This window comes from Serratia sp. LS-1 (assembly GCF_003719595.1).
Classification (GTDB): Bacteria; Pseudomonadota; Gammaproteobacteria; order Enterobacterales; family Enterobacteriaceae; genus Serratia; species Serratia ureilytica.
In genome coordinates, this window is sequence record NZ_CP033504.1 from 1,592,970 (window position 1) to 1,617,142 (window position 24,173).

The following is a 24,173-nucleotide window of genomic DNA, read 5'->3' on the forward strand; positions in this document are numbered from 1 at the left end:
CCTATGGCGCTTACTAAAGCTGAAATGTCAGAACACCTGTTTGAGAAGCTTGGGCTTAGCAAACGGGACGCCAAAGACCTGGTGGAACTGTTCTTTGAAGAGGTCCGTCGGGCCCTTGAGAATGGCGAACAGGTAAAACTGTCGGGTTTTGGCAACTTTGATCTGCGTGACAAGAACCAACGTCCGGGGCGTAACCCGAAGACCGGCGAAGACATTCCGATTACGGCGCGCCGCGTGGTGACCTTCCGTCCGGGGCAGAAGCTGAAAAGCCGGGTAGAAAACGCCAGCCCGAAAGGGTGAGTGACGTGACATCAAAAAAGGCCGCTTGCGCGGCCTTTTTCTTTTCTGGGACAAAATTCAGTTTATTCCTAATCGATAAGACATGACTCCATTGAGCCGTTAAGTCGGCACGGCGAAAATTATTGCCATTAATTGCGGAATATTCTTATATCTTATTTCATGTAATGCGTGGCTTTTATTTCTCACTTCAATAACGGCCGTAATAATGGCCAGGGCCATCGCCACGGTGGCCGCCGCCTCCGTGAGGGCCCCAGCAACAGGCGCTAAGGGTTGAGGCCAGGGCGACCACGGCCAGCAGCATACCGAGTCGTTTAATCATCTTATTATCCTCCGGTGGGGATCCGTTTAATTATCATTGTCGCGCCGCTTAAGCGATGTCAGTTATTCGTTAAGCCTTGGCAGAGGCAATAATAATTAAAGACGTCGGCAAACAGTGTCGGGATTGTGTAAGGCCGTCGAAAACGATCTGAAAATAGGCATCGATGAGATAGTCGTTAAATAAGCACGCTGATATAACCACTGCAGCAAGAAAAATAGAGTGAGAAGGCAAAATGAAAAAGATCCTGTTGCTGGTGTGTTTTCCGCTGTTGCTGCCGCTGGCGGCACAGGCCGATGTCTCTGTCGATATCAACGTGCCGGGCGTTTTCCTGCATTTGGGGGATCAGGACCGTCGCGGCTACTACTGGGATGGCTACGACTGGCGTCCCCCGCAATGGTGGCATGCACACCAGGGTCGCGGTTTGGGGGAGCGCAATGCGCGCGGCCTGTACTGGGATGGCGGGCGCTGGCAGCCTTCGCCGCCGCGCGGCTATGAGCATCGCGAGCCGGCGCGCAGCGGCGATCCTTTCCACGGCGATCGCGATAATCGTGATCATGACGATCGCGGCGACCATGACCGGCGCGATGACGGCCGCGGCTGGCCTTATCCGCAGGGCAACCCCGGTCAGCACCGTTAACCCCTGAGTGTATCGGCGGCTGGTTTTGCCATCATCCTGGCGATGACGGGCAGGGCCAGCCGCTGCTTTCCTGCGCCATCGCTTACGCAAGGCTTCCCCTTGCGGCGTTAACCCCCTAATATTTGACTCAGACGTCAATTATCCGGCCACGACAGCGGCCGGCAGGGAATCGCCGCGCCATGCCAACCAGCCGTACCTTCACCTTACTGTTGCAACATCAACGTTACCGCGATAAACGCCAGGTCATTCTGTTGGCGCTGGGTGTGGTGCTGGCATTGCTGTTTAGCCTTTGCGCCGGCGATCGATGGATATGGCCGTCAGAATGGTTCAGCGATCGGGCGCAGCTGTTCGTCTGGCAACTGCGATTGCCGCGTGCGCTGGCGGTGATGTTGGTCGGCGCAGCCCTGGCGGTAGCCGGGGCGGTGATGCAGGCGCTGTTTGAAAACCCGTTGGCGGAACCTGGCCTGCTGGGGGTGGCGAACGGCGCCGGCGTCGCGCTGGTGCTGACGGTGCTGCTGGGCCACGGTCTGCTGCCGGTAGCGCTGATGAGCGCCGCCGCGATAGCAGGCGCGCTGGCGATGACGTTCTTACTGCTGGGCTTCGCTCGCCGGCGCCGCCTGACCAATGCGCGGCTGTTGCTGGTGGGAGTGGCGCTGGGCATCGTGTGCAGCGCACTGATGACCTGGGCGGTCTATTTCAGCACCAGCCTCGATCTGCGGCAGTTGATGTACTGGATGATGGGGGGCTTCGGCGGCGTCGACTGGCGTCAAAAGTGGCTGGTGTTGGCGCTGCTGCCGGTGCTGCTGTGGCTGTGCGGCCAGGGGCGAGCGCTTAACCTGATGGCGCTGGGCGAGGTGCAGGCGCGGCAGCTCGGGCTGTCGCTGCATCTGTGGCGCAACCTGCTGGTGCTGGCGATCGGCTGGCTGGTGGGCGTCAGCGTGGCGCTCGCCGGGGTGATCGGCTTCGTCGGGCTGGTGATCCCGCATATTTTGCGGCTCACCGGCCTGACCGACCAACGTTATCTGTTGCCGGCCTGCGCGCTGGCGGGGGCCGGCGTGTTGCTGGTGGCCGATGTGATCGCCCGCGTTGCGCTGCTGGCGGCCGAACTGCCGATCGGCGTGGTGACCGCTACGCTGGGAGCGCCGCTATTTATCTGGTTACTGACCCGGGCAAAAGGCGTAAGGTAGTTTTCTTCATTCACCTGCCATTAAAAAACTACAGGATGACAACCGATGAGCAATCCAATTTATAACCTGCCGTTACAGACCATCGAAAATCAGGCTACCACGCTGGGAGCCCATCAGGGCAAGGTGCTGCTGGTGGTCAACGTGGCCTCGGAGTGCGGCCTGACAAAGCAATATGAAGGGCTGGAAGCGCTGTACGAAACCTATCGCGATCGGGGGCTGGAAGTGCTGGGGTTCCCGTCCAATGAATTCCTGGGGCAGGAGCCGGGCAGCAACGAAGAGATCCTGGCGTTTTGCCGCGGCACTTTCGGCGTGCAATTCCCGATGTTCGCCAAGATTGAGGTGAACGGCGAACACCGTCATCCGCTGTATCAGGCGCTGATTGCCGCGCAGCCGGCTGCTGTCGCGCCGCAGGGCAGCGAATTCCTGGCGCGGATGACCAGCAAAGGGCGTGCGCCGAAGCACGCCGGCGATATTTTGTGGAACTTCGAGAAATTCCTCATCGCGCGCGACGGCACGGTGAGCCAGCGCTTCTCGCCTGACACCACGCCGGAAGATCCGGCGCTGGTGGCGGCGGTGAAACAAGCGCTGGCAGGGTAAGACGGATGCTGCAACTCGTTGAGGTTGGGGTGGCGGGGCGCCTGGCGCCTTTTTCGGCACAGATTGACGGCGGGTTGCAGGTTCACCTGATCGGCCCAAACGGCGCCGGGAAGAGCACTCTGCTGGCGCGGGTGGCGGGCATGCTGCCGGGGCTGGGCGAGGTTCGTCTGGACGGACGCGCGCTCTCCGATTATCCGGGGAGCGAACTGGCATCCCGGCGCGGTTACCTCAGCCAGCAACAGCCGCCGGTGTCGCTGATGCCGGTGTTTCAGTATTTGGCGCTGCACCGGCCTGCGGCGGCAACGCAAACCGATGTGGAGCACGCCATCCTCTATCTGTGCCGGCGGTTGAAGCTGGTGGATAAGCTGTCACGCATGCTGACGCAGCTTTCTGGAGGCGAATGGCAACGGGTGCGGCTGGCGGCGGTCTTGCTGCAGGTGTGGCCCAGCGTCAATCCGCACAGCCGCCTGTTGTTGCTGGATGAGCCGACCAACAGCCTGGATGTGGCGCAGAAAGTCGCGCTGGATCGCCTGCTGCGCGAATTCTGCCAGAGCGGGCGCAGCGCGCTGGTATGCGCGCACGATCTGAATCACACCCTACAGCAGGCCGATCGGGTTTGGTTGCTGCATGCCGGCCGGCTTGTGGCGCAGGGCGTCACGCGTGAAGTGATGGCGCCCGCGCTGCTGTCGCAGATTTATGAAGTGGATTTCCAGCTGCAATGGGTAGGGGACCAGCGTTGGATCATGACCCGCACGGCTTAATTAACCCAGTCGGCGGGGCGCAACGTAAACGGAAACTAAACACAGTGAATATAAATAGCGGGGTAAGGACCGACGAATATTGTGCGGTCTCTCATTTTCATACCGATTTTCTTGAAAAACGTCGATGACGTGCTACGCTTGATTCGGCAAAAATAAAATACGTAAGTAATTATTAAAAAATATAAGAATTTGATTTACATAATAAAATTATATTAATGATGACGGCACCTTCCTATCAGTTCTCCCACTGATGACAAGTCTCGTCTTAAGGTTTAGTTAAGCTTGCGGCCTTACATTGGCAGTTAATCCACGGAAACGATTCTTCTCTGGCGTTTAATATTCGTTAAACGAAAGGGATTTACAGTGTCATCAAAAGCAGTCCGATACGTTTGGGGTTAACTATGGATCAATTTTTACCTTTCTCTCGTCCAGCCATCGGCGACGAAGAAATCGCCGCGGTAGAGAAAGTGTTGCGTTCCGGTTGGATCACCACCGGCCCGCAAAATCAGCAACTGGAAAGCGACTTCTGTTCCACCTTCGGCTGTAAGCACGCCATCGCCGTCAGTTCCGCCACAGCGGGCATGCACATCACTTTGATGGCGCTGGGCGTGGGGCCCGGCGATGAAGTCATCACCCCTTCCCAAACCTGGGTTTCCACCCTCAACATGATCGAACTGCTGGGCGCTACGCCGGTAATGATCGACGTTGACCGTGAGACCTTGATGGTCAGCGCCGCCGACGTTGAGGCTGCCATCACCCCGAAAACCAAAGCGATTGTTCCGGTGCATTATGCCGGCGCCCCCCTGCAGATGGACGCTTTGCGCGCCGTGGCCGAACGCCATGGTCTGCCGCTGATCGAAGACGCCGCCCACGCGGTTGGCACGCGCTACAACGGCGAATGGGTCGGCGCGCGCGGCACGGCGATTTTCTCGTTCCACGCGATTAAGAACGTGACCTGCGCCGAAGGCGGCCTGATCGCCACCGACGACGATGCGCTGGTGGATCGCCTGCGTTGCCTGAAGTTCCACGGCCTGGCCGTCGATGCCTTCGATCGCCAGCAGCTGGGCCGCAAACCCCAGGCCGAAGTGGTGGAGCCGGGGTACAAATACAACCTGTCAGACATTCACGCGGCGATCGCTGTGGTGCAACTGTCGCGCTTCGCCGAGCTGAACACGCGCCGTAAGGCGCTGGCGCAGCGCTACCTGAGCGCGCTGGAAGGCTCGCCGTTCCAGCCGTTGGGCGTGCCGGATTATCCGCATGACCACGCCTGGCACCTGTTTATGGTGCGCGTCGATCCCGAGCGCTGCGGCCTCGATCGCGACCAGCTGATGGAGCGCCTGAAAGAGGTTGGCATCGGCACCGGGCTGCATTTCCGTGCGGCGCACACCCAGAAATTCTACCGTGAGCGCTATCCGCAGCTGTCGTTGCCGAATACCGAATGGAACTCGGCGCGGCTGTGCACCTTACCGCTATTCCCTGATATGACCGACGCCGATGTGGATCGCGTGGTCAATGCCTTGTCTTCTGTTGTGGAGTCTTTACGTGTCTCGCGTTGAACCGATCAAAAAAGTGTCGATAGTCATCCCGGTATACAACGAGCAGGAAAGCCTGCCTGCGTTGCTGGAGCGCACTACCGCCGCCTGTAAGCAGTTATCCCAACCTTATGAAATCATTCTCGTCGACGATGGCAGCAGCGACAACTCCGCTGACATGCTGACCGCGGCGGCCGAAAAGCCGGACAGTCACGTGATTGCCGTCCTGCTTAACCGCAACTATGGCCAACATTCGGCGATCATGGCCGGTTTCAATCAGGTGACCGGCGATCTGGTGATTACCCTTGACGCCGATCTGCAGAACCCGCCGGAGGAAATCCCTCGGCTGGTCAGCGTGGCGGAAGAGGGCTATGACGTGGTGGGCACCGTGCGCGCCAACCGTCAGGACTCCTGGTTCCGCAAAAGCGCTTCGCGCGTAATCAACATGATGATTCAACGCGCTACCGGCAAATCGATGGGGGACTACGGCTGCATGCTGCGCGCCTACCGTCGTCATATCGTTGAGGCGATGCTGCACTGTCATGAGCGCAGCACCTTCATCCCGATCCTGGCGAATACCTTCGCCCGTCGCACGACCGAAATCGACGTGCGTCACGCCGAGCGCGAGTTCGGCGACTCCAAATACAGCCTGATGAAGCTGATCAACCTGATGTATGACCTGATCACCTGTCTGACCACTACGCCGCTGCGTTTGCTCAGCGTGGTCGGCAGCATCGTGGCGCTGTCCGGGTTCGTGTTGGCGCTGGTGCTGATCGCGCTGCGTCTGCTGCTCGGTCCTGAATGGGCCGCCGGCGGCGTGTTCACGCTTTTCGCCGTCCTGTTCACCTTTATCGGCGCCCAGTTTGTCGGCATGGGGCTGCTGGGTGAATACATCGGCCGCATCTATACCGACGTGCGCGCACGTCCTCGCTATTTTGTTCAGAAAGTGGTCGGCGTACAGCAAGACCACAATACTCAGGAAGAAGAATGATGAAAGCTATTGTATTTGCTTACCATGATATTGGCTGCGCAGGTCTGAAAGCGCTGACTGAGGCGGGTTATGACGTGCAGGCTGTGTTCACGCACACCGACGACCCAGGTGAGAACAACTTCTTCTCCTCCGTGGCCCGTTTGGGCGCCGAATTGGATCTGCCGGTCTATGCGCCGGAAGACGTGAACCACCCGCTGTGGGTTGATCGCATTCGCGAACTGCAGCCGGACGTGATCTTCTCGTTCTACTACCGTCACATGCTGAGCGACGAGATCTTGTCGCTGGCCCCGTTGGGCGGTTTCAACCTGCATGGTTCGCTGCTGCCGCGCTACCGTGGCCGCGCGCCGGTGAACTGGGCGTTGGTGAATGGCGAAACCGAAACCGGCGCCACCCTGCACAAAATGGTGAAACGCCCTGACGCCGGCGACATTGTGGGCCAGCAGAAAGTGGCTATCGCCGACAACGACACCGCGCTGACGCTGCACAAAAAAGTGCTGGAAGCCGCGCAGGCCGTGTTGAAAGAGCAGCTGCCGAAGCTGAAGAACGGCACCGCCACCTTCACCAAGCAGGATGAGTCTCAGGCCAGCTACTTCGGGCGCCGCACCGCGGCGGACGGCGAGATCTTGTGGCACAAATCCGCCAAAGAGATCAACAACCTGGTGCGCGCCGTCACTGAACCGTACCCGGGGGCATTCAGCTACCTCGGCCAGCGCAAGCTGATCGTCTGGCGTTCCCGCGTGCTGGATACCCAACACGATAAACAACCGGGCACCGTGCTGAGCACCGCCCCGCTGGTCATCGCCTGTGGCGAAGGCGCGCTGGAAATCGTCGCCGGGCAGAACGAAAGTGGCCTGTACGTGCAGGGCAGCCGCCTGGTGCAGGAAATGGGCATCGTCACCGACGTGCGTCTGGCCGCCAAGCCTAACGCCGTGATGAAACGCCGCACTCGCGTGCTGATCCTCGGGGTCAACGGTTTCATCGGCAACCACCTGACCGAGCGTCTGCTGCGCGACGATCGTTACGACATCTACGGTCTGGATATCGGCTCTGACGCCATCAGCCGCTTCCTCGACAACCCGCGTTTCCACTTCGTGGAAGGCGACATCAGCATCCACTCCGAGTGGATCGAGTATCACATCAAGAAATGCGACGTGGTGCTGCCGCTGGTGGCGATCGCGACGCCGATCGAATACACCCGTAACCCGCTGCGCGTGTTCGAGCTGGACTTCGAAGAGAACCTGAAGATCGTTCGCGACTGCGTGAAATACAACAAGCGCATCATCTTCCCGTCCACCTCCGAAGTGTACGGCATGTGCGACGACAAAGAGTTCGATGAAGACCATTCGCGTCTGATCGTCGGGCCAATCAACAAACAACGCTGGATCTACTCGGTCTCCAAACAGCTGCTGGATCGGGTGATCTGGGCTTACGGCGCCAAAGAAGGCCTGAAGTTCACGCTGTTCCGTCCGTTCAACTGGATGGGGCCGCGTCTGGATAACCTGGACGCCGCGCGCATCGGTTCTTCCCGCGCCATCACCCAGCTGATCCTCAACCTGGTAGAAGGTTCGCCGATCAAACTGATGGACGGCGGCGCACAGAAGCGTTGCTTCACCGACATCAACGACGGCATCGAAGCGCTGTTCCGCATCATTGAGAACCGCGACGGCCTGTGTGACGGCCAGATCGTCAACATCGGCAACCCGACCAACGAAGCGAGCATTCGTGAGCTGGCGGAAATGCTGCTGGAAAGCTTCAACAACCACCCGCTGCGCGACCGCTTCCCGCCGTTTGCCGGCTTCAAGGACGTGGAGAGCAGCAGCTACTACGGTAAAGGTTACCAGGACGTCGAGCACCGCACGCCGAGCATCAAGAACGCGCGCCGCCTGCTGGGCTGGCAGCCGACCATCGAGATGAAGCAAACCGTCGCCGATACGCTGGACTACTTCCTGCGCACTACCGTTCAGGAAGGGAACGATGCATGAAGAAAGTCGGTCTGCGGGTTGATGTAGATACCTTCAGCGGCACCCGTGAAGGGGTGCCGCAGTTGCTGGACCTGTTCGAAAAGTACGACATTCAGGCCAGCTTCTTCTTCAGCGTGGGACCGGACAACATGGGGCGCCATCTTTGGCGCCTTTTGCGTCCGAAATTTCTGTGGAAAATGCTGCGATCGAACGCCGCTTCGCTGTACGGCCTGGATATTCTGCTGGCCGGCACCGCGTGGCCGGGGCGCAACATTTCACGCGCGCTGGGGCCGCTGATGAAGCGCACCGCCGAAGCCGGCCATGAAGTCGGGCTGCATGCCTGGGATCACCAGGGATGGCAGGCCAACGTCGGCAAGTGGAGCGAGGCGCAGCTGACCGAACAGGTGCAGCGGGGCGTCGATGCCCTGAGCGCCAGCACCGGCCAGCCGGTGAAATGCTCCGCCGTAGCAGGGTGGCGTGCCGACACGCGCGTGCTGGAGGTCAAGCAGCGCTTCGGCTTCCATTACAACAGCGATTGCCGCGGCACCCATCCGTTCCGTCCGGTGCTGAGCGACGGGCGTCACGGTACGGTGCAGATCCCGGTGACGTTGCCGACCTTCGACGAAGTGATCGGCAGCGAAGTCAGCATGGCCGACTTCAACGACTACATTCTGCGCGCCATCGAGAACGATCGCGGCGTACCGGTGTACACCATTCACACCGAAGTGGAAGGCATGTCGCAAGCGGCGATGTTCGAACAGTTATTGCAACGCGCACGGCAGCAGGGCATCGAATTCTGCCCGCTGAGCGCGCTGTTACCGCAAGATTTGGCGTCACTGCCGTTGGGCCGCATCAAGCGCGCTCCTTTCCCCGGCCGCGAAGGTTGGCTGGGCTGTCAAACCGATGTGAAGGACGTTACATGAAGGCGCTAAAAGGATCCTGGGCCATTCTGCTGGCCGTTTTTTTTGCTCTGGTCTATCTGATCCCGCTTAACGGTCGCCTGCTGTGGCAGCCGGATGAAACGCGTTATGCCGAGATCAGCCGTGAAATGCTGCAACGCGGCGATTGGGTGGTGCCGCACCTGCTGGGGCTGCGCTATTTCGAGAAGCCGGTAGCGGGATACTGGTTTAATAACATCAGCCAGTGGCTGTTTGGCGAAAACAACTTTGCGGTGCGGTTCGGCTCGGTGTTCAGCACCGGCATGACCGCGCTGCTGGTGTTCGCGCTGGCGATGCTGATGTGGCGCAATGCGCGTCGCGCCAGCCTGGCGATGCTGATGTTCCTGTCGATGGTGCTGGTGTTCAGCATCGGCACCTACAGCGTGCTGGATCCGATGATTTCGCTGTGGCTGGCGGCGGCGATGGTCAGCTATTACCTGACGCTGAAAGCCACCTCGGTCAAAGGCAAGCTGGGCGCCTACGCCTTGCTGGGCTTGGCCTGCGGCATGGGCTTTATGACCAAGGGCTTCCTGGCGCTGGCGGTGCCGGTGATCGCGGTGATCCCGATTGTCATTCAGCAACGTCGCATCAAGGATCTGCTGTGCTACGGCCCGGTGGCGATCGTGACCGCCACATTGCTCAGCCTGCCGTGGGCGCTGGCGATCGCGCAACGTGAGCCCGATTTCTGGAATTACTTCTTCTGGGTCGAACACATTCAGCGCTTCGCCGAAGATAACGCCCAGCACAAGGCGCCATTCTGGTATTACCTGCCGATCCTGCTGGCGGCGGTGTTGCCGTGGCTGGCGCTGCTGCCCGGCGCGCTGCTCAAAGGTTGGCGCGAACGCGTGCAGCGCCCGGAGCTGTTCTTCCTGCTGAGCTGGGCGATGATGCCGCTGATCTTCTTCAGCATCGCCAAAGGCAAGCTGCCGACCTATATTCTGCCGTGCATGGCGCCGCTGGCGCTGCTGATGACCGCCTATGCGGAAGACTATGCCGCCACGCTGCGCGCCAGGCTGTTTAAGGCCAACGCCTGGCTGAACGGCCTGTTCGGGCTGATTGGCATCGTGGCGCTGGTGGTGTTGAGCGCCGGTTTGCTGCCGAAAGCGCATCTGTTTACTCCGCAGGAGTGGCCGAAAGTGGTTCTCGGCCTGATCGCGTTCGGCGGTTGGCTGCTGTTCGCGCTGGTCTCCGCGCGCGATAACGGCCGCCAATGGCGCTGGGCGGCCGCTTGCCCGGTGTTGCTGTGCCTGGTGATCGGTTACGCGATTCCGCAGCAGGTGATCGATTCAAAACTGCCGCAGAACTTTGCCCGCGCCACGATGGCAGAGCTGGGCGACAGCCGTTACGTGCTAAGCGACAGCGTTGGGCTGGCGGCCGGCCTGGCCTGGGAACTCAAGCGCAGCGACGTGCTGATGTACAGCCAGAAAGGCGAGGTGGCCTATGGTCTGGAGTATCCGGACGCCAAAGGGCACCTGATCAGCGACGCCGACTTCCCGCAGTGGCTGGCGCAGGCGCGCAAGCAGGGGAATGTGTCGCTGGTGTTGCAGCTCTCCCGCGGCGAAGCGCTGCCGCAGGAACTGCCTACCGCAGACAAGGTGGATCGCATGAACCGTCTGGTGCTGATGTGGTATAAACAGCAACCATGATCGGTTTTCTGTTGGTGATAGTGGTCAGTCTGCTCACCTGTGGTGGGCAGCTGTGCCAGAAGCAGGCGGCGCACTGCTGGGAACGGGCGGACGAGGCGCGGCTCAAGCAGACGCTGCGTTGGCTGGCGCTGGCGGTGCTGTTGCTGGGGCTGGGCATGGCGGTGTGGCTCAATGTGCTGCAACGCCTGCCGCTCAGCCTGGCTTACCCGATGCTCAGCCTTAACTTCGTGATGGTGACGCTGGCCGCGCGCTGGCTGTTTCATGAGCCGACGACCGCGCGCCATTGGTGTGGCGTGGCGTCGATTATGCTGGGGATCCTGCTGATGAGCGTGCATTCATGAAGGGCTATGCCTGGGGCGCCGCCAGCGTACTGCTGGTGACGCTGGCGCAGTTGCTGATGAAGTGGGGCATGGTTCAGATCCCGCTGATGTCGTTCGCCGATGTCTCGCTGACGCTGATCGGCGACTACTGGCTGCCGCTGCTGGCGGTGGGCGGCGGCATCTTTGGCTATGCGCTGTCGATGCTGTGTTGGTTCTTTGCGCTGCGCCATCTGCCGTTAAACCGCGCTTATCCTCTGCTGAGCGTCAGCTATGCGCTGGTCTATCTGGCGGCGGTGATCCTGCCGTGGTTTAACGAATCCGCTACGCTGCTGAAAACGTTGGGCACGCTGTTTATTCTGTTCGGCGTCTGGCTGATTAACAGCAAATCCGAGACCAAATCGCCGCAATAGGGCCAAAACCGGCGATCCTGCTATTATCTCCCTCATGGCGCTTGCCTTTTTCCCCGTGCGGGAGATAAATTAACGCGAAATAGCGCTTTCCTTACGTGGTGCCGGCTTTGCCTCGCAGGCAGTGTAGTGGTGTACCGAATGGCATAATGCGGCAACGTGTTCAATGAAGGGATATTATGCGGATGCGTGTGTGGTTTTTATTAGCCAGTTTAATCCTCGCCGGTTGCAGCAGCCATGCGCCGCCACCCAGCGGCCGCCTGGCGGATTCTATCGTGGTGGTGGCTCAGCTCAATGAACAACTGCGCCAGTGGTACGGCACGCCATACCGTTACGGCGGCCTGGATCGCGGCGGCGTCGATTGCTCCGGCTTTGTTTACCGCACGTTCCGCGATCGCTTCGATATGCAGCTGCCCCGTTCGACCGAAGAGCAAACCTCGCTGGGCACCAAGGTCTCGCGCGACGAACTGATGCCGGGCGATCTGGTGTTTTTCAAAACCGGCGGCGGTGAGAACGGTCTGCACGTCGGCATTTACGATACCAACGACCAATTTATCCACGCTTCGACCAGCCGCGGGGTGATCCGCTCCTCGCTCGATAACGTTTACTGGAAACGGGTGTACTGGCAGGCGCGGCGCATTTAGCCTTAACCCGTTGATTTGGTGTATCATGGCGGCATCACGTGTTTTGAACGGTGCCTGCCATGAACAGTTTGCGTTTACTGATCTCCGACTCCTACGATCCCTGGTTCAACCTGGCGGTGGAAGAGTGCATCTTCCGCGAAATGACCACGCAAAAAATCCTCTTCCTGTGGCGCAATGCCGAAACGGTGGTGATCGGCCAGTCGCAGAACCCCTGGAAAGAGTGCAACACCCGGCGTATGGAACAGGATGGCATTCGGCTGGCGCGGCGCAGCAGCGGCGGCGGGGCGGTATTCCACGATTTGGGCAACACCTGCTTCACCTTTATGGCCGGCAAGCCGGGGTACGATAAAAGCGTCTCCACGAACATCATTCTGCAAGCGCTGCGGCAGTTGGGCGTAACGGCCGGCGCATCGGGTCGCAATGACCTGGTGATGGAAACTGCCGATGGGCCGCGCAAAATATCCGGCTCCGCCTATCGCGAAACGCAGGATCGCGGTTTCCACCACGGCACGCTGTTGCTGAATGCCGATCTGGAGCGGCTGGCGGACTACCTCAATCCGGATCCCAAAAAACTGCAGGCCAAGGGCATCACCTCGGTGCGTTCGCGCGTCGCCAACCTGGCGGAGTTTTTGCCGGGCATCAGCCATGAGCAGGTGTGTGAGGCGATCGTGCAGGCCTTCTTCGCCCACTATGGCGAGACGGCCGAGCCGGAGATCATTTCGCCGGATGTATTCCCCGATCTGCCCGATTTTGCCGCGCAGTTCGCCAAACAGAGCAGTTGGGAATGGAATTTCGGCAAGGCGCCGGCGTTCAGCCATCTGCTAAATGAACGCTTCGTCTGGGGCGGCGTGGACCTGTTCTTCGATGTCGAGAAGGGGACAATTGTTCGTGCGCAGGTATTCACCGACAGCCTGAATCCGGCTCCGCTACAGCGGTTGGCGGACATGCTGGTGGGCTGCGCGTACCGCAGTGAGCCCGTCGCCGCCTGCTGCGACCGCCTGGTGGCGGCCTATCCGCAACAGGCGGCTGAATTGACCGAGCTGCGGCAATGGCTGAGCGATACCATCCGCTAGCCGGGCGGTCTGGCTGCGAGGGGATGAGCGTGCTCATCCCTTTTTTTATCGCTGAAAGCGACGTTTCGCTGGGCGTAGCGCAGATTTTCTGAAAATCAAGGTGGGCATTTTTTCAGGTTTTCAATGCTGCGAATAACGGGCGGAATTGATGCGTTATTAAATTTAATCAGTCATCGTTAACGGCCGGAAAAATTGGCGTTAAGTCAGAAAGATTATTTTACTTTATTTAGGATTTTTCTTAATTAAAACAAAGGAGATAAGTCAAATTTGACCTCAAATCCATTCCACTTAAGCCAAATATCTTTTCGCATCACGCGCCGAACGAGAAAACTGGCATAAGTGCGGCTGCTTTTCTTTGCGCCGTTCGCGATTGTCGTATAGCTTTAATCTATCAATTAAATGATATTTTACGAGCATTTGCATTGATATTTCCGATTAATCCCAGAAGGATTGATCGATAAAATATATTGATATACGATGATACGCTAGCCATTCATCCTGTGGCATTAAAATGAACATCCAACTCGAAGCTGACTTTATTAGTAGCTATGTTTTTCAACCTGTTTACTCAATGGAGGGCGGGCTGTTGGCGGTGGAAATGTTGAGCCGTTTCAACAGTCTCGACGGTGATTTAGCCATGCCAGCCGAAATTGGGATTAATTTATTGGCGCCTGAACAAAGGATTGAGTTATTTAATGAGCAATTGAGACTGGCGGAGCAGCATGCTGCCTGGTTTACCGGTAACAGCGTGCAGTTGACCATCAATATCGAAGAAACCATCGTCGAGCTTATTCTTTCCGATCCGGCCTTGTGCCAGAGGATCCGGCAATATCCTTTTATTGCATTTGAAATGAGTGAGAGTTTTCCGAATCTTTCTGCCGGAAAGAACAATACAAGCGTGCGGCGATTAAGCGAATTGTTTACGCTGTGGCTCGATGATTTCGGTTCCGGTAAAGCCACGCTGACCGCGTTGTACGATGGTTTGTTTGACTACGTAAAGATAGACAAGCGTTTTTACTGGCAGCTGTTTACCCATCAGGGGTATGACGTGGTCATCGACTCGTTGTTAAAGAATATCAACCTGTTGTGTAAAGGCGTGATCGTCGGAGGAATAGAGAAAAAAGAGTACTTTAATAAACTCAGATACGCCGGTGTTTTAGGCCTGCAAGGTTTTTTATGGCCCAGCGTTGGTGTGGATAATCTGCAAGCTTTGCTGGCGATGCCCAGCGAGTTCAATAATTAAGAAGTGATACAAAAAAACTACACACAATGAGGTAAATAAGCGACGGGGTGATGTTTAGCGTGATTCAGTCGCCGTTATTCCCCCACGTTTTGCTGATAACCGCGTTTGTCAGCCGACGTTCAGCGCGTTTCCTCACGCGAAACCTCCCGCATCCGTACTGGTGACAGGCGGATGCGTTCTCCCTGCATTCCTTCGGTGTTAATCCTCCCGTTCAGGCTCTACACTACGCTGAAACGGAGGGCCTATGCCGCAATTCGATAACGCTTACTACCAACAATTACCCGGTTTCTACACCGCCCTGAACCCGACGCCGCTTAAGGATGCGCGCCTGCTGTACCACAGTGAGCCGCTGGCGCGCGAGCTGGGGCTGGATGACAGTTGGTTTACTCAGGATAAAACCCCGATTTGGGCGGGGGAAACGCTGCTGCCGGGCATGCAGCCGTTGGCACAGGTGTACAGTGGCCACCAGTTCGGCGTCTGGGCCGGGCAACTGGGCGATGGGCGCGGCATTTTGCTGGGCGAACAAGTCCTGGCGGACGGCAGTCACCGTGACTGGCACCTGAAGGGCGCCGGGCTGACGCCGTATTCACGCATGGGGGATGGCCGCGCGGTGCTGCGTTCGGTTGTCCGCGAGTTTCTGGCCTCTGAGGCGTTGCACCATCTGGGGATCCCCACCACGCGTGCGTTAACTATTGTCACCAGTCAACAACCGGTATACCGCGAGCAGCCGGAACGCGGCGCGATGCTGCTGCGGGTGGCGGAAAGCCATGTGCGCTTCGGTCACTTCGAACACTTTTATTACCGCAAACAGCCGGAGCAGGTGCGGCAGCTGGCGGATTTCGTCATCGCCCGTCACTGGCCGCAGTTGCAGGATCAGGCCGATCGTTACCTGTTGTGGTTTACCGACGTGGTCGAACGCACGGCGCGCCTGATCGCCCATTGGCAAACCGTCGGATTCGCCCACGGCGTGATGAACACCGACAACATGTCGATTCTCGGCATCACCATCGATTACGGCCCTTACGGCTTCCTCGATGACTATCAGCCCGGCTATATCTGTAACCATTCCGACCATCAAGGGCGTTACGCCTTTGATAATCAGCCGGCGGTGGCGTTATGGAACCTGCATCGCCTGGCGCAAACCTTGTCGGGGCTGATGACTGCCGAACAGCTGCAGCAGGCGTTGGCGGCGTATGAACCGGCGTTGATGCGCGCCTATGGCGAACAGATGCGCGCCAAACTGGGCTTCTTCACGCCGACGGCGCAGGATAACGACGTGCTGACCGGCCTGTTGAGCCTGATGGCCCAGGAAGGGCGGGACTATACCCGCACGTTCCGCCTGTTGAGCGAAACCGAACAGCAACAGGCGCAGTCGCCGCTGCGCGATGAGTTTATCGACCGCGCGGCCTTCGACGCCTGGTATCAGCAATATCGTCAGCGTTTGCAGCAGGAGCAGGTCAGCGACGCGGAGCGGCAACGGGCGATGAAGGCGGTGAACCCACGGCTGATCCTGCGCAACTACCTGGCCCAGCAAGCGATTGAGGATGCGGAGAAAGACGACGTCGGCCGTTTGCAGCGGTTGCATCAGGCCTTGCTGCGGCCGTTCGACGATGCGCCGGAGTATGACGATCTCGCCGCGCTGCCGCCGGACTGGGGCAAACATCTGGAGATTTCCTGCTCCAGCTGAGATGAAAAAAGGGCGCCTCATGGCGCCCTTGAACGTTTCATTGGCGCAGATAGACCTGCGGCAACGACACTTCGGGATGATGAATCACGCCGAGATCGGCCTGGTACCAGCGGGTGAGGATTTCCGTCTGCAACACTTCCTGCGGTGTGCCGCTCGCCACCAGGCGCCCCTGATGCAACAGCAGGATGCGGTCGGCGTACAGCGCCGCCAGATTGAGATCGTGCAGCACACAGCAGACGCCCAGCGGCTGTTGGCGCGTCAACGAGCGCAGCAGGCGCAGGGTATGCTGCTGGTGGTAAAGATCCAACGCCGAAGTCGGCTCGTCGAGGAACAGCCAGGCGGGGGACGGCTGCGGCTGCCACAGCTGTGCCAATACCCGCGCCAGTTGCACCCGCTGCTGTTCGCCGCCGGACAGCTGACGATAGTCGCGCTGCGCCAGCGCCAGGCAATCGGTCTGCGCCATAACCTGTTGGATCGCCTGGTGCTCGTCGCGTTTGCCGTGCGGCGCGCGTCCCATGCTGACCACTTCTTCCACGCTGAAGGGGAACGCCAGATCGCTGTATTGACGCATCACGGCTCGGACTTTGGCCAACTGCTGCGGCGCCCAGTGTTCCAGCGGGCGGCCAAGCAGCCGGCATTCGCCACAGTCCGGCGTCAAATAGCCGGTCAGCAAACGCAGCAGCGTCGATTTGCCGGCGCCGTTAGGGCCGATAATCGCCACCATTTCACCGCCGGCGAGGCTGAGCGAAACATCGTTGATCAAGCGGCGCGTACCGAGGCTGTAGCGCAACTCCCGGGCCGTGAGGTTGGCGGCGTTATCCACTGGTTCGCTCCCGCTGGCGCATCACCAGCCACAAGAAGTAAGGGCCGCCGATCAGGCTGGTCATCAATCCCACCGGCATTTCGGCCGGCGCCACCAGCGTGCGCGCCAGCGTGTCGCTGACCAGTAGCAGGCAGGCGCCGCCCAGAGCAGAGCAGGGCAGCAGCCAGCGGTGATCCCCGCCGAGGCGCATGCGCACCAGATGCGGCACCACCAGACCGACGAAGCCGATCACGCCGCTCATCGCCACCGCCGCGCCGATCAACAGGGCGCTCAACAGCAGCAGCTGCAGCTTGGCGCGCTGAACGTTCACCCCGAGGTAGTGTGCCTCTTCGTCCCCCAGCTGTAACAGGTTCAGACGACGCGCCTGCAGCAGCGTCAGCAGTGCCGTGGGCAGGATCAGCGAGGCGGAAACGGCCAGCGTCGGCCATTGCGACTGGCTGAGGCTGCCCATCATCCACAGCGAGAATTGGCGCAGCTGTTGATCGCTGCTGATGTAGGAGAGCACGCCGATGGCAGCCATACACAGGGCGTTGATCGCGATGCCCGCCAGCAGCAGCCGCGACAGATTGCCGTGCCCGCTGCGGCTGATGCCGTAGATCAACAGCGATACCAGCAGGCTGCCGAGGAACGCCGCCAGCATGTGGCCATACAACGCGATCGTCACCGGCAACGCCAGCGGCATCACGATGAACAGCGCGACAAACAGCGCGCCGCCGCTGCTGATGCCCAGCAGGCTCGGATCCGCCAGCGGATTGCGGAACAGCCCCTGCATTACCGCGCCGGATACCGCCAGCGCACAGCCGATCACCACCGCCAACAGCACGCGCGGCAGGCGGATGTTCAGCCAGATGTGCCAGGCGGCGTCGCTGAAGGGTTCGCGCCACAGGGTGCCAAACGACAGCGTCAGCGCGCCCAGGTTAGCGGCGACCAGCGCCAGCAGCGTCAGCAGCACCAGCAGGCCGATGATGGCTAACTGAGGCGAGGTGCGGCAGCGCATTACTTTTGCTCCGCCGCGTGGCGCAGTTTGGCCAGCGCCGCCGGCGTTTCCAGACCGAAGCCCAGCAGCGCCATGTCATCGACGATCAGCACGCGACGCTGCTTACCTGCCGGCGTCAACGCCAGACCCGGCAACGTCCACAGTTGCTGTTCGCCGCCGAGGGTGCGCACGCCGTCGGTGGTGACCAGCAACAGGTCCGGCGCGCTGGCGATGACGCCTTCCTGCGACAGCGGACGGTAGCGGTCAAAACCCTGCATGGCGTTTTTCAGTCCGGCGGCGGCGATCACCGCGTCGGCGGCGGTGTGTTGCCCGGCCGCCATCGGCGTAATGCCGCCGTGGCTCATCACAAACAGCACCTTGACCGGCAGCGGAGTGGTATCGACCGCCGCCAGCTGCTGTTGATAGCGCTCGCTCAACTGCTTGCCTTGCTCATCACGCTGCAGCGCGGCGGCGATCGCGGCGATTTTTTGCGGCACCGCCTGCAGGGTGGTGTCACCCGGCACGCTGACGACCTTGACGCCGCTGTCCGCCAGTTGTTTGAGCACCAGCGCCGGCTGCGCCAGCTCGGTCGTCAGCACCAGCGTCGGTTTCAGCGCCAGAATGCCTTCGGCGTTCAGCTGGCGCATGTAGCCGACGTCCGGCAGCTTTTTCACCGCTTCCGGATGCAGGCTGGTGCTGTCGCGGGCGATCACGTCGTCGCCGGCGCCGAGCGCAAAGGCGATTTCCGTCACGTCGCCGCCGATCGAGACGATGCGCTGCGCGGCGGCGGCGGTGAGCGGCAGCGTCAGCGTCACCATCAACGCCAGGCGGCGGATCAAGGAGGATTTCATGCGGCGATGTCCTTGGCGGCGAGCGCGGCGACCTGCTCGCGCCACTGGGTTTGTTCCGGTTGGCCTTCGGTGCGCTGGCCATACAGCTGCGCGATCTGCGTGCCATCTGCGGCGAACAGCTCCAGGCTGGTGACGATGCCGTCTTTGGTCGGTTTGCGGGTGATCCAGCTTTCGGCGATGGCGTTTTCAATCAGGTGCAGCGTGAAGCGGCGGTTGAACACGTTGATCCAGCCTTCCTGCGGCATCAAGCGTTCGATCTGGCCGGTGAAGATCTGCACGCAGCCACGGTTGCCGACGAAGATCATGATCTCATTTTGCTGTTGCTGCGCTGCCTCCAGCAGTTGCGACAGCGCGCTGTTGTCCACCTGATAGGCCAGATCGTCGCCGACGGCGCGGAAGGCCTGCTGGCGCGTCAGCTTATTGCGGCTCAGCAGCTGGAAGAACTGGTGCACGTCGGTCATCGCGCGCCATTCAGCGTCGATTTTGGCCTGATCCTGCGTGGCTTCATCGGAGGTGGCCGCCTCGGCGGGCTGCAGCGCCAGCGCCGGGTTTTCTTCGCTCAGGTGGCGTTCCACCAGCGCCATCCAGGCCGGCAGATCGGTTTCCTCGGTGGTGTAGACCTTGTGCAGCGCATCGCCCTGCGGGTCAAAGAACTGAATGCTGTGGCGCACGCCGCGCTTGTTGGTTTCGCTCATGGCGAAGACGCTGGTCCAGTGGTTGAGGAACAGGCGCAGATCCAGCTCGCGCGGGTTGAGGATCAGCCCGGCGTGGCCGTTGAGGTGCTGGTTGCGGTAGCGGCCCATCTGCTCATGCACCGCATAGCTGTTGCGGGTGATGGACTTGGTGACGCCCACTTGCTCGAGTTCGGTCAGCAATGTGCGGGCGTCGGCCTGCAGGCGGCGTGCGTCGTGGCCAACGCGGGCGTGCGTCAGCTCCGCTTCGCTGACGCCAAGGATCGCCGCCAGATCGCGGGCGTATTTGCCGGGATGGTCGATTTTAGCCTGTTGGTAACGTTCGTACAGGGTGTTGCTCATGCGGGATTCTCCTGCGCTGTGATGCGAATGGCGGACACACCGGATGTCCGCCAGATAGTCAAATGATCACCACTGGTAGCTGACCAGCAGTTTGGCGTTGCGGCCATCCTGCGGGACGCCCTGCGGCGAGTAGTACTCTTTGTCGAAGGCGTTGCCCAGCACCACGGTGGTGGTGACGCCCTGCAGACGGTCGCGGCCTTTGTAGCTCAGATAGAAGTCGTTAACCCCGTAGCCGCCTTGCTCCGGCGTCCCCGTCTGCACGCGGGTGGCGCGTTCGGCGAAGGTGGCGACCCAACCGGCGGACAGACCGGTTTCGCCCAGCGGCACATCCAGCGAGCTGGTGACGGTGTCCGGATTGATGCTGCTCAACCAGTCACCGGTCGCTTCATTTTTGCCGCGGGTGCGGTTATAAGCCAAATCCCAGCCGAACCAAGAGGTTTTATAGCTGAGCGTAGCGTCCCATCCCCAGATTTTTGCGCGATCGATATTGGTCGAGAAGGTGGTGCAACTGATGCAGTAAGGGCCGCGCGGGCCGCGTCCCAGCTCCATGGTGACGTCGGTTGTGATGTAATCCTTGGCTTTGGTATCGAAATAGCTCGCTTTGAACTGCAAGCTATCATCGGCGAGCAGCAGATCGTCGAAACGCAGGCCAAATCCGTACTCTTGAGTTTCATTGGTTTCCGGTTTCAAATTAGGGTTCGGCACCCAATAGTTGGTGATGGTGGTAGGCCCCATTGGGATGGAGAAGTGTTTGGAGTCGTTGTACATCTCACCCATCGTCGGTGCGCGGAACGCCTGAGAATAGGAGCCGAACAGCATCAGCCAGTCGGTGGGGGTAATGCTGACTGCGCCGCGTGAGGACCATTTGTTCGCATCCACATCGGCATAGCCGTCACTTGAGCCCTTGTAATTGTCATAGCGGGTGCCGGCGAGCAGGGTGACGGGCAGATCGCGCAGCGTGATTTCGTCCTGCAGCCAGCCTGAAGCGAAGTTGATTTTTGCGTGCGGGAAACTTTCGGTCGCTCCGCCCGGCGTTTGCTCCTGTTTGTAAGCCTCGGTGCCGTAGGTCAACAGGTGCGAAGCGAAAGTATCTGCAAACAGGCGTGTGCGGTTTTCGAGTTTGGCGCCTTTAGTGGTTTGTTTGCGCGCTTCATCTTCGCTGCCGCTGGCGTGCGCGTTAATTTTCACGTCCGAGTAATACACTTTCGCTTCAGCATCCAGCCAATCCTGGCCGACCGGCTTCAGTTTGTAACTCAGAGCCGCGTCGCGTTGGATCGTCGAACGATCGGTCATTAAGTTTCCAGCGGAGCTGGCTGGCGTTTGTGGGTTTTTCGGCTCTTGGGCGCTGTTGTTGTAGTAACGAAGGTTGCCGCCCAGCGACTGGTTGTCGTCGATCTTCCAGGTGCCTTTGGCCAGCACGTTGTTGATGGTTTCGTCGTTGGGGGCATCGAAGCCATTGCCCTGGCGCAGATTGCCGACGTCGCGGGTGCCGAACGACAGCAGGCCGTCGAGGTTATCGGTCTTGCCGTAGGCGCTGGCGCCCATGCCCAAGCTGTGATCGCCGCTGCCGGCGGTGCCGTAGACGCGGAACCCGCTGTCGTGGCCTGGCAACAGCAGGTCGGCGGCGTCGACAGTTTCATAAGACACTACGCCACCCAACGCGCCGCTGCCGTACAGCAGGGCAGAAGGGCCGCGCACGATTTCGATGCGCTTCACCAACGCAGGATCTAAAAATGTGCCGTTAATATGGCCGGTATCGGTGCCCTGGCGGATGCCGTCGACCAGCGTCAGCACGCCGCGTCGGTCGTAACCGCGCATCATGAGATCCTGCCCATTGCTGCGGCCGGAGCCCGTGACGGTAATACCCGGCACGCGGCGCAGCATATCGGCAGCGGTCCCCGCAGTTTGGCTTTCCGGCGAACTGCCTTCGATGACCGTCACCATCATCGGCGCTTCAAAGCTGCTGCGCTGATTGCCGGTGGCGACCACGGTCATGGTTTCGTCAGCGGCTTTGGCTTTTTTGGCCGGCGTCGCGGGGGAAGAAGAGGGTGTCGTGCTGGTGTTTTGTGCCAAGGCCACCGTAGGCAGAGCGCAGGCAATCGCCAGACTCAACGCGGAAAAACGCAGCCGGGTGGAAAATGTCAGAGGCATGGTGCAACTCTCCGTATGTAATGAAACATATCAATAGATTTGCTGGCTGCCTGGATCACAAGATCGGGGTGGCTGGCGTTTGAGGATTCTGTGGTTATTTGGTCAGGATCAATTTCCCTGCCTTGGTCTGCCGCAGTTGATAGCGCTGGCCCTGATGGGTAATGAACGCGATGCCGTCGGCGCCGAGCAGCTGTGCGCTGTCGTAGCTGGGCGGCGCGTTTGCGCTGTGCTCGGTCGGGGCCGCGGCGGCGGGAGTTGGCGTGTTGGCAGTATCCATCATCTTTGTGCTTATAAAACAGACCATTAAATGGTAATTAATATCAAATTGAGAATCATTATCATGTGATGGAAAGGTTACATCAAGGAAAATTTTCTTACCGATGGAACCTTTTTGCCGAACGGACATCCGGCGACGGGCCGAACGCGCTCGGCCCGTAAAAAAGAGGGGATTATTTCAGCAGGGTTTCGATACGGTCGAACAGACGCTCAGGTTTGGTGATCGGCGCAAAGCGCGTGACACGTTGACCATCGGCGGTGAGCAGGAATTTGGTGAAATTCCATTTGATGCGGCGGCTGCCCAGAATGCCGGGCGCCAGGCGTTTCAGTTCGTTGAACAGCGGATGGGCGCCGGGGCCGTTGACCTCTATTTTGTTGAACAGCGGGAAACTGACGCCGTAGTTGAGGCTGCAAAAATTGGCGATCTCAAGCGGACTGCCCGGCTCCTGAGAACCAAACTGGTTGCAAGGGAAGCCGAGCACCATCAACCCGCGTTCGCGATAGTATTGCCACAAATTTTCCAGCCCGCGGTATTGCGGGGTGAAGCCGCACTTGCTGGCGGTGTTGACCACCAGGTAAGCGCGCGCCGGGAAATCGCCCAGCGTTTTTTGCTCGCCCTGCAGCGTGACGCAGGGGATGGATAACAGAGAGTGAATCATGCCGGGGCTCCCAGTGCGTTGCGGCGGGTGTTAAAGGATTGCGATCAGTATAGATGAGCGAAACAGGGGAGATAAAGCCGGGGCGTGGCCCCGGCCTACGATAGGCTAGAAGCGGCTATCGATGGCATCCGCCAGCATCGCCAGCAGTTGTTCGCTGTCGGACCAGCTCAGGCAAGGATCGGTGATCGACTGGCCATAGGTCAGCGGCTGGCCGGCGACGATTTTCTGCGTGCCTTCCACCAGGAAGCTTTCCGCCATCACGCCGGTGATGGCGGCAGAGCCGGCGCGGATCTGCTGGCAGACATTGTCGGCCACTTCCAACTGACGGCGATGCATCTTCTGGCAGTTGCCGTGGCTGAAGTCGATCACCAGGTGCTCCGGCAGATCGAATTCACGCAGGCTGTCACAGGCGGCGGCGATATCGCTGGCGTGGTAGTTCGGCGTTTTGCCGCCGCGCATGATGATGTGGCCGTACGGGTTGCCGCTGGTCTGGTAGATGGTCATCTGACCATGTTTGTCCGGCGACAGGAACATGTGCCCGGCACGCGCCGCGCGAATGGCGTCGATGGCGATGCGGGTGTTGCCGTCGGTGCCGTTTTTGAAGCCGACCGGGCAGGAGAGCGCCGAGGCCATTTCACGGTGGATCTGGCTTTCGGTGGTGCGCGCACCGATGGCGCCCCAGCTGATCAGATCGGCGATGTATTGGCCGACGACCATGTCCAGGAATTCGGTGGCGGTCGGCAGGCCGAGCTGGTTCACCTCCAGCAGCAGGCGGCGCGCCATTTCGATGCCGCGGTTGACCTGGAAGGTGCCGTCCAGTGCCGGATCGGAGATCAGGCCTTTCCAGCCGACAACGGTGCGCGGTTTTTCGAAGTAGGTGCGCATCACGATCTCCAGGCGATCCTGGTAGCGTTCGCGCAGGGCGTTCAGCCGGCCGGCGTAATCGACGGCGGCGTCGAGATCGTGGATGGAGCAGGGGCCGATCACCACCAGCAGGCGGCGGTCTTCACCGGTAAGGATTTTTTCAATGCGTTTACGTGACGCTGTCACGTTATCGGCGACGGCCGCCGAGATCGGCAGCTTATCCGCCAACGCTTGCGGCGTGACGAGGCTGTCGATGCGCGCGGTCCGCAGTTCATCTGTTTTGTGCATGTTGTTCC

The 24,173-nt window shown here is 59.9% G+C and carries 24 protein-coding genes; 16 read left to right on the forward strand and 8 right to left on the reverse strand.

All coding sequences use genetic code 11. The annotated features are described in order from the left end of the window. The first annotated feature begins 3 nt into the window (after positions 1 to 3). From ihfA to EDY99_RS07895, 16 genes are all read left to right on the forward strand, one after another. The gene (gene ihfA / locus EDY99_RS07820; protein ID WP_004931414.1) at positions 4 to 300 is read left to right on the forward strand and encodes an integration host factor subunit alpha; all 297 of its coding nucleotides are present in this window, start codon (positions 4 to 6) and stop codon (positions 298 to 300) included. Positions 301 to 851: 551 nt separating this feature from the next. Then, complete coding sequence (locus tag EDY99_RS07825; RefSeq protein ID WP_123061647.1) at positions 852 to 1,256, forward strand: DUF2502 domain-containing protein; 405 nt, start codon at positions 852 to 854, stop codon at positions 1,254 to 1,256. A 179-nt stretch (positions 1,257 to 1,435) separates the two neighbouring features. Beyond that, entirely contained in the window at positions 1,436 to 2,443 is a 1,008-nt protein-coding gene (gene btuC / locus EDY99_RS07830; RefSeq protein ID WP_033652456.1) for a vitamin B12 ABC transporter permease BtuC, read from the forward strand. A 45-nt stretch (positions 2,444 to 2,488) separates the two neighbouring features. Further along, a complete protein-coding gene (locus EDY99_RS07835) occupies positions 2,489 to 3,040 on the forward strand; it encodes a glutathione peroxidase (protein WP_123061648.1) in 552 nt (183 codons plus the stop codon). Between the two features lie 5 nt (positions 3,041 to 3,045). Beyond that, on the forward strand, positions 3,046 to 3,801 hold the full coding sequence (gene btuD / locus EDY99_RS07840) for a vitamin B12 ABC transporter ATP-binding protein BtuD (protein WP_033642882.1): 756 nt from the start codon (positions 3,046 to 3,048) through the stop codon (positions 3,799 to 3,801). A 401-nt stretch (positions 3,802 to 4,202) separates the two neighbouring features. Beyond that, entirely contained in the window at positions 4,203 to 5,357 is a 1,155-nt protein-coding gene (arnB, locus tag EDY99_RS07845) for a UDP-4-amino-4-deoxy-L-arabinose aminotransferase (protein WP_123061649.1), read from the forward strand. Next, entirely contained in the window at positions 5,344 to 6,324 is a 981-nt protein-coding gene (gene arnC / locus EDY99_RS07850; protein ID WP_033642884.1) for an undecaprenyl-phosphate 4-deoxy-4-formamido-L-arabinose transferase, read from the forward strand. Before arnB ends, arnC begins: the two co-directional genes overlap by 14 nt. Next, positions 6,324 to 8,306: a bifunctional UDP-4-amino-4-deoxy-L-arabinose formyltransferase/UDP-glucuronic acid oxidase ArnA gene (gene arnA / locus EDY99_RS07855; protein ID WP_123062163.1), complete on the forward strand. Its 1,983-nt coding sequence runs from the start codon at positions 6,324 to 6,326 to the stop codon at positions 8,304 to 8,306. Before arnC ends, arnA begins: the two co-directional genes overlap by 1 nt. Then, entirely contained in the window at positions 8,303 to 9,208 is a 906-nt protein-coding gene (gene arnD / locus EDY99_RS07860; protein WP_033652453.1) for a 4-deoxy-4-formamido-L-arabinose-phosphoundecaprenol deformylase, read from the forward strand. The genes arnA and arnD overlap by 4 nt, the downstream gene beginning before the upstream one ends. After that, positions 9,205 to 10,869: a lipid IV(A) 4-amino-4-deoxy-L-arabinosyltransferase gene (gene arnT, locus EDY99_RS07865; RefSeq protein WP_103101256.1), complete on the forward strand. Its 1,665-nt coding sequence runs from the start codon at positions 9,205 to 9,207 to the stop codon at positions 10,867 to 10,869. Before arnD ends, arnT begins: the two co-directional genes overlap by 4 nt. Then, entirely contained in the window at positions 10,866 to 11,210 is a 345-nt protein-coding gene (gene arnE, locus EDY99_RS07870) for a 4-amino-4-deoxy-L-arabinose-phosphoundecaprenol flippase subunit ArnE (protein WP_033642887.1), read from the forward strand. Before arnT ends, arnE begins: the two co-directional genes overlap by 4 nt. Then, the gene (arnF, locus tag EDY99_RS07875; protein WP_033642888.1) at positions 11,207 to 11,599 is read left to right on the forward strand and encodes a 4-amino-4-deoxy-L-arabinose-phosphoundecaprenol flippase subunit ArnF; all 393 of its coding nucleotides are present in this window, start codon (positions 11,207 to 11,209) and stop codon (positions 11,597 to 11,599) included. Before arnE ends, arnF begins: the two co-directional genes overlap by 4 nt. 176 nt (positions 11,600 to 11,775) lie before the next feature. Beyond that, complete coding sequence (locus EDY99_RS07880) at positions 11,776 to 12,240, forward strand: NlpC/P60 family protein (RefSeq protein WP_016927954.1); 465 nt, start codon at positions 11,776 to 11,778, stop codon at positions 12,238 to 12,240. A 59-nt stretch (positions 12,241 to 12,299) separates the two neighbouring features. Continuing rightward, a complete protein-coding gene (locus EDY99_RS07885) occupies positions 12,300 to 13,313 on the forward strand; it encodes a lipoate--protein ligase A (RefSeq protein WP_046898508.1) in 1,014 nt (337 codons plus the stop codon). Positions 13,314 to 13,824: 511 nt separating this feature from the next. Further along, positions 13,825 to 14,556: an EAL domain-containing protein gene (locus EDY99_RS07890; protein ID WP_033642891.1), complete on the forward strand. Its 732-nt coding sequence runs from the start codon at positions 13,825 to 13,827 to the stop codon at positions 14,554 to 14,556. Between the two features lie 244 nt (positions 14,557 to 14,800). Then, on the forward strand, positions 14,801 to 16,243 hold the full coding sequence (locus EDY99_RS07895) for a protein adenylyltransferase SelO (RefSeq protein WP_033642892.1): 1,443 nt from the start codon (positions 14,801 to 14,803) through the stop codon (positions 16,241 to 16,243). 37 nt (positions 16,244 to 16,280) lie between these two features. On the opposite strand, the gene EDY99_RS07900 is transcribed toward EDY99_RS07895, so the two are convergent. From EDY99_RS07900 to EDY99_RS07935, 8 genes are all read right to left on the reverse strand, one after another. Further along, a complete protein-coding gene (locus tag EDY99_RS07900; RefSeq protein ID WP_033642893.1) occupies positions 16,281 to 17,066 on the reverse strand; it encodes a heme ABC transporter ATP-binding protein in 786 nt (261 codons plus the stop codon). Then, positions 17,059 to 18,063: an iron ABC transporter permease gene (locus tag EDY99_RS07905; protein ID WP_033642894.1), complete on the reverse strand. Its 1,005-nt coding sequence runs from the start codon at positions 18,061 to 18,063 to the stop codon at positions 17,059 to 17,061. The genes EDY99_RS07900 and EDY99_RS07905 overlap by 8 nt, the downstream gene beginning before the upstream one ends. Beyond that, positions 18,063 to 18,893, reverse strand: a complete 831-nt coding sequence (locus EDY99_RS07910) for a hemin ABC transporter substrate-binding protein (RefSeq protein WP_033642895.1) — start codon at positions 18,891 to 18,893, stop codon at positions 18,063 to 18,065. Before EDY99_RS07910 ends, EDY99_RS07905 begins: the two co-directional genes overlap by 1 nt. Next, complete coding sequence (locus tag EDY99_RS07915) at positions 18,890 to 19,927, reverse strand: hemin-degrading factor (protein ID WP_033642896.1); 1,038 nt, start codon at positions 19,925 to 19,927, stop codon at positions 18,890 to 18,892. Before EDY99_RS07915 ends, EDY99_RS07910 begins: the two co-directional genes overlap by 4 nt. Before the next feature lie 66 nt (positions 19,928 to 19,993). Next, positions 19,994 to 22,078, reverse strand: a complete 2,085-nt coding sequence (locus tag EDY99_RS07920; RefSeq protein ID WP_033642897.1) for a TonB-dependent hemoglobin/transferrin/lactoferrin family receptor — start codon at positions 22,076 to 22,078, stop codon at positions 19,994 to 19,996. A 94-nt stretch (positions 22,079 to 22,172) separates the two neighbouring features. Continuing rightward, positions 22,173 to 22,355 carry a hemin uptake protein HemP gene (gene hemP, locus EDY99_RS07925; RefSeq protein WP_016927944.1) on the reverse strand — a complete coding sequence of 61 codons (183 nt, stop codon included), beginning with the start codon at positions 22,353 to 22,355 and terminating at the stop codon, positions 22,173 to 22,175. 172 nt (positions 22,356 to 22,527) lie between these two features. Continuing rightward, positions 22,528 to 23,013 carry a glutathione peroxidase gene (locus EDY99_RS07930; protein ID WP_033642898.1) on the reverse strand — a complete coding sequence of 162 codons (486 nt, stop codon included), beginning with the start codon at positions 23,011 to 23,013 and terminating at the stop codon, positions 22,528 to 22,530. Positions 23,014 to 23,118: 105 nt separating this feature from the next. Beyond that, positions 23,119 to 24,165 carry a 3-deoxy-7-phosphoheptulonate synthase gene (locus EDY99_RS07935; protein ID WP_033642899.1) on the reverse strand — a complete coding sequence of 349 codons (1,047 nt, stop codon included), beginning with the start codon at positions 24,163 to 24,165 and terminating at the stop codon, positions 23,119 to 23,121. Positions 24,166 to 24,173 lie beyond the last annotated feature (8 nt).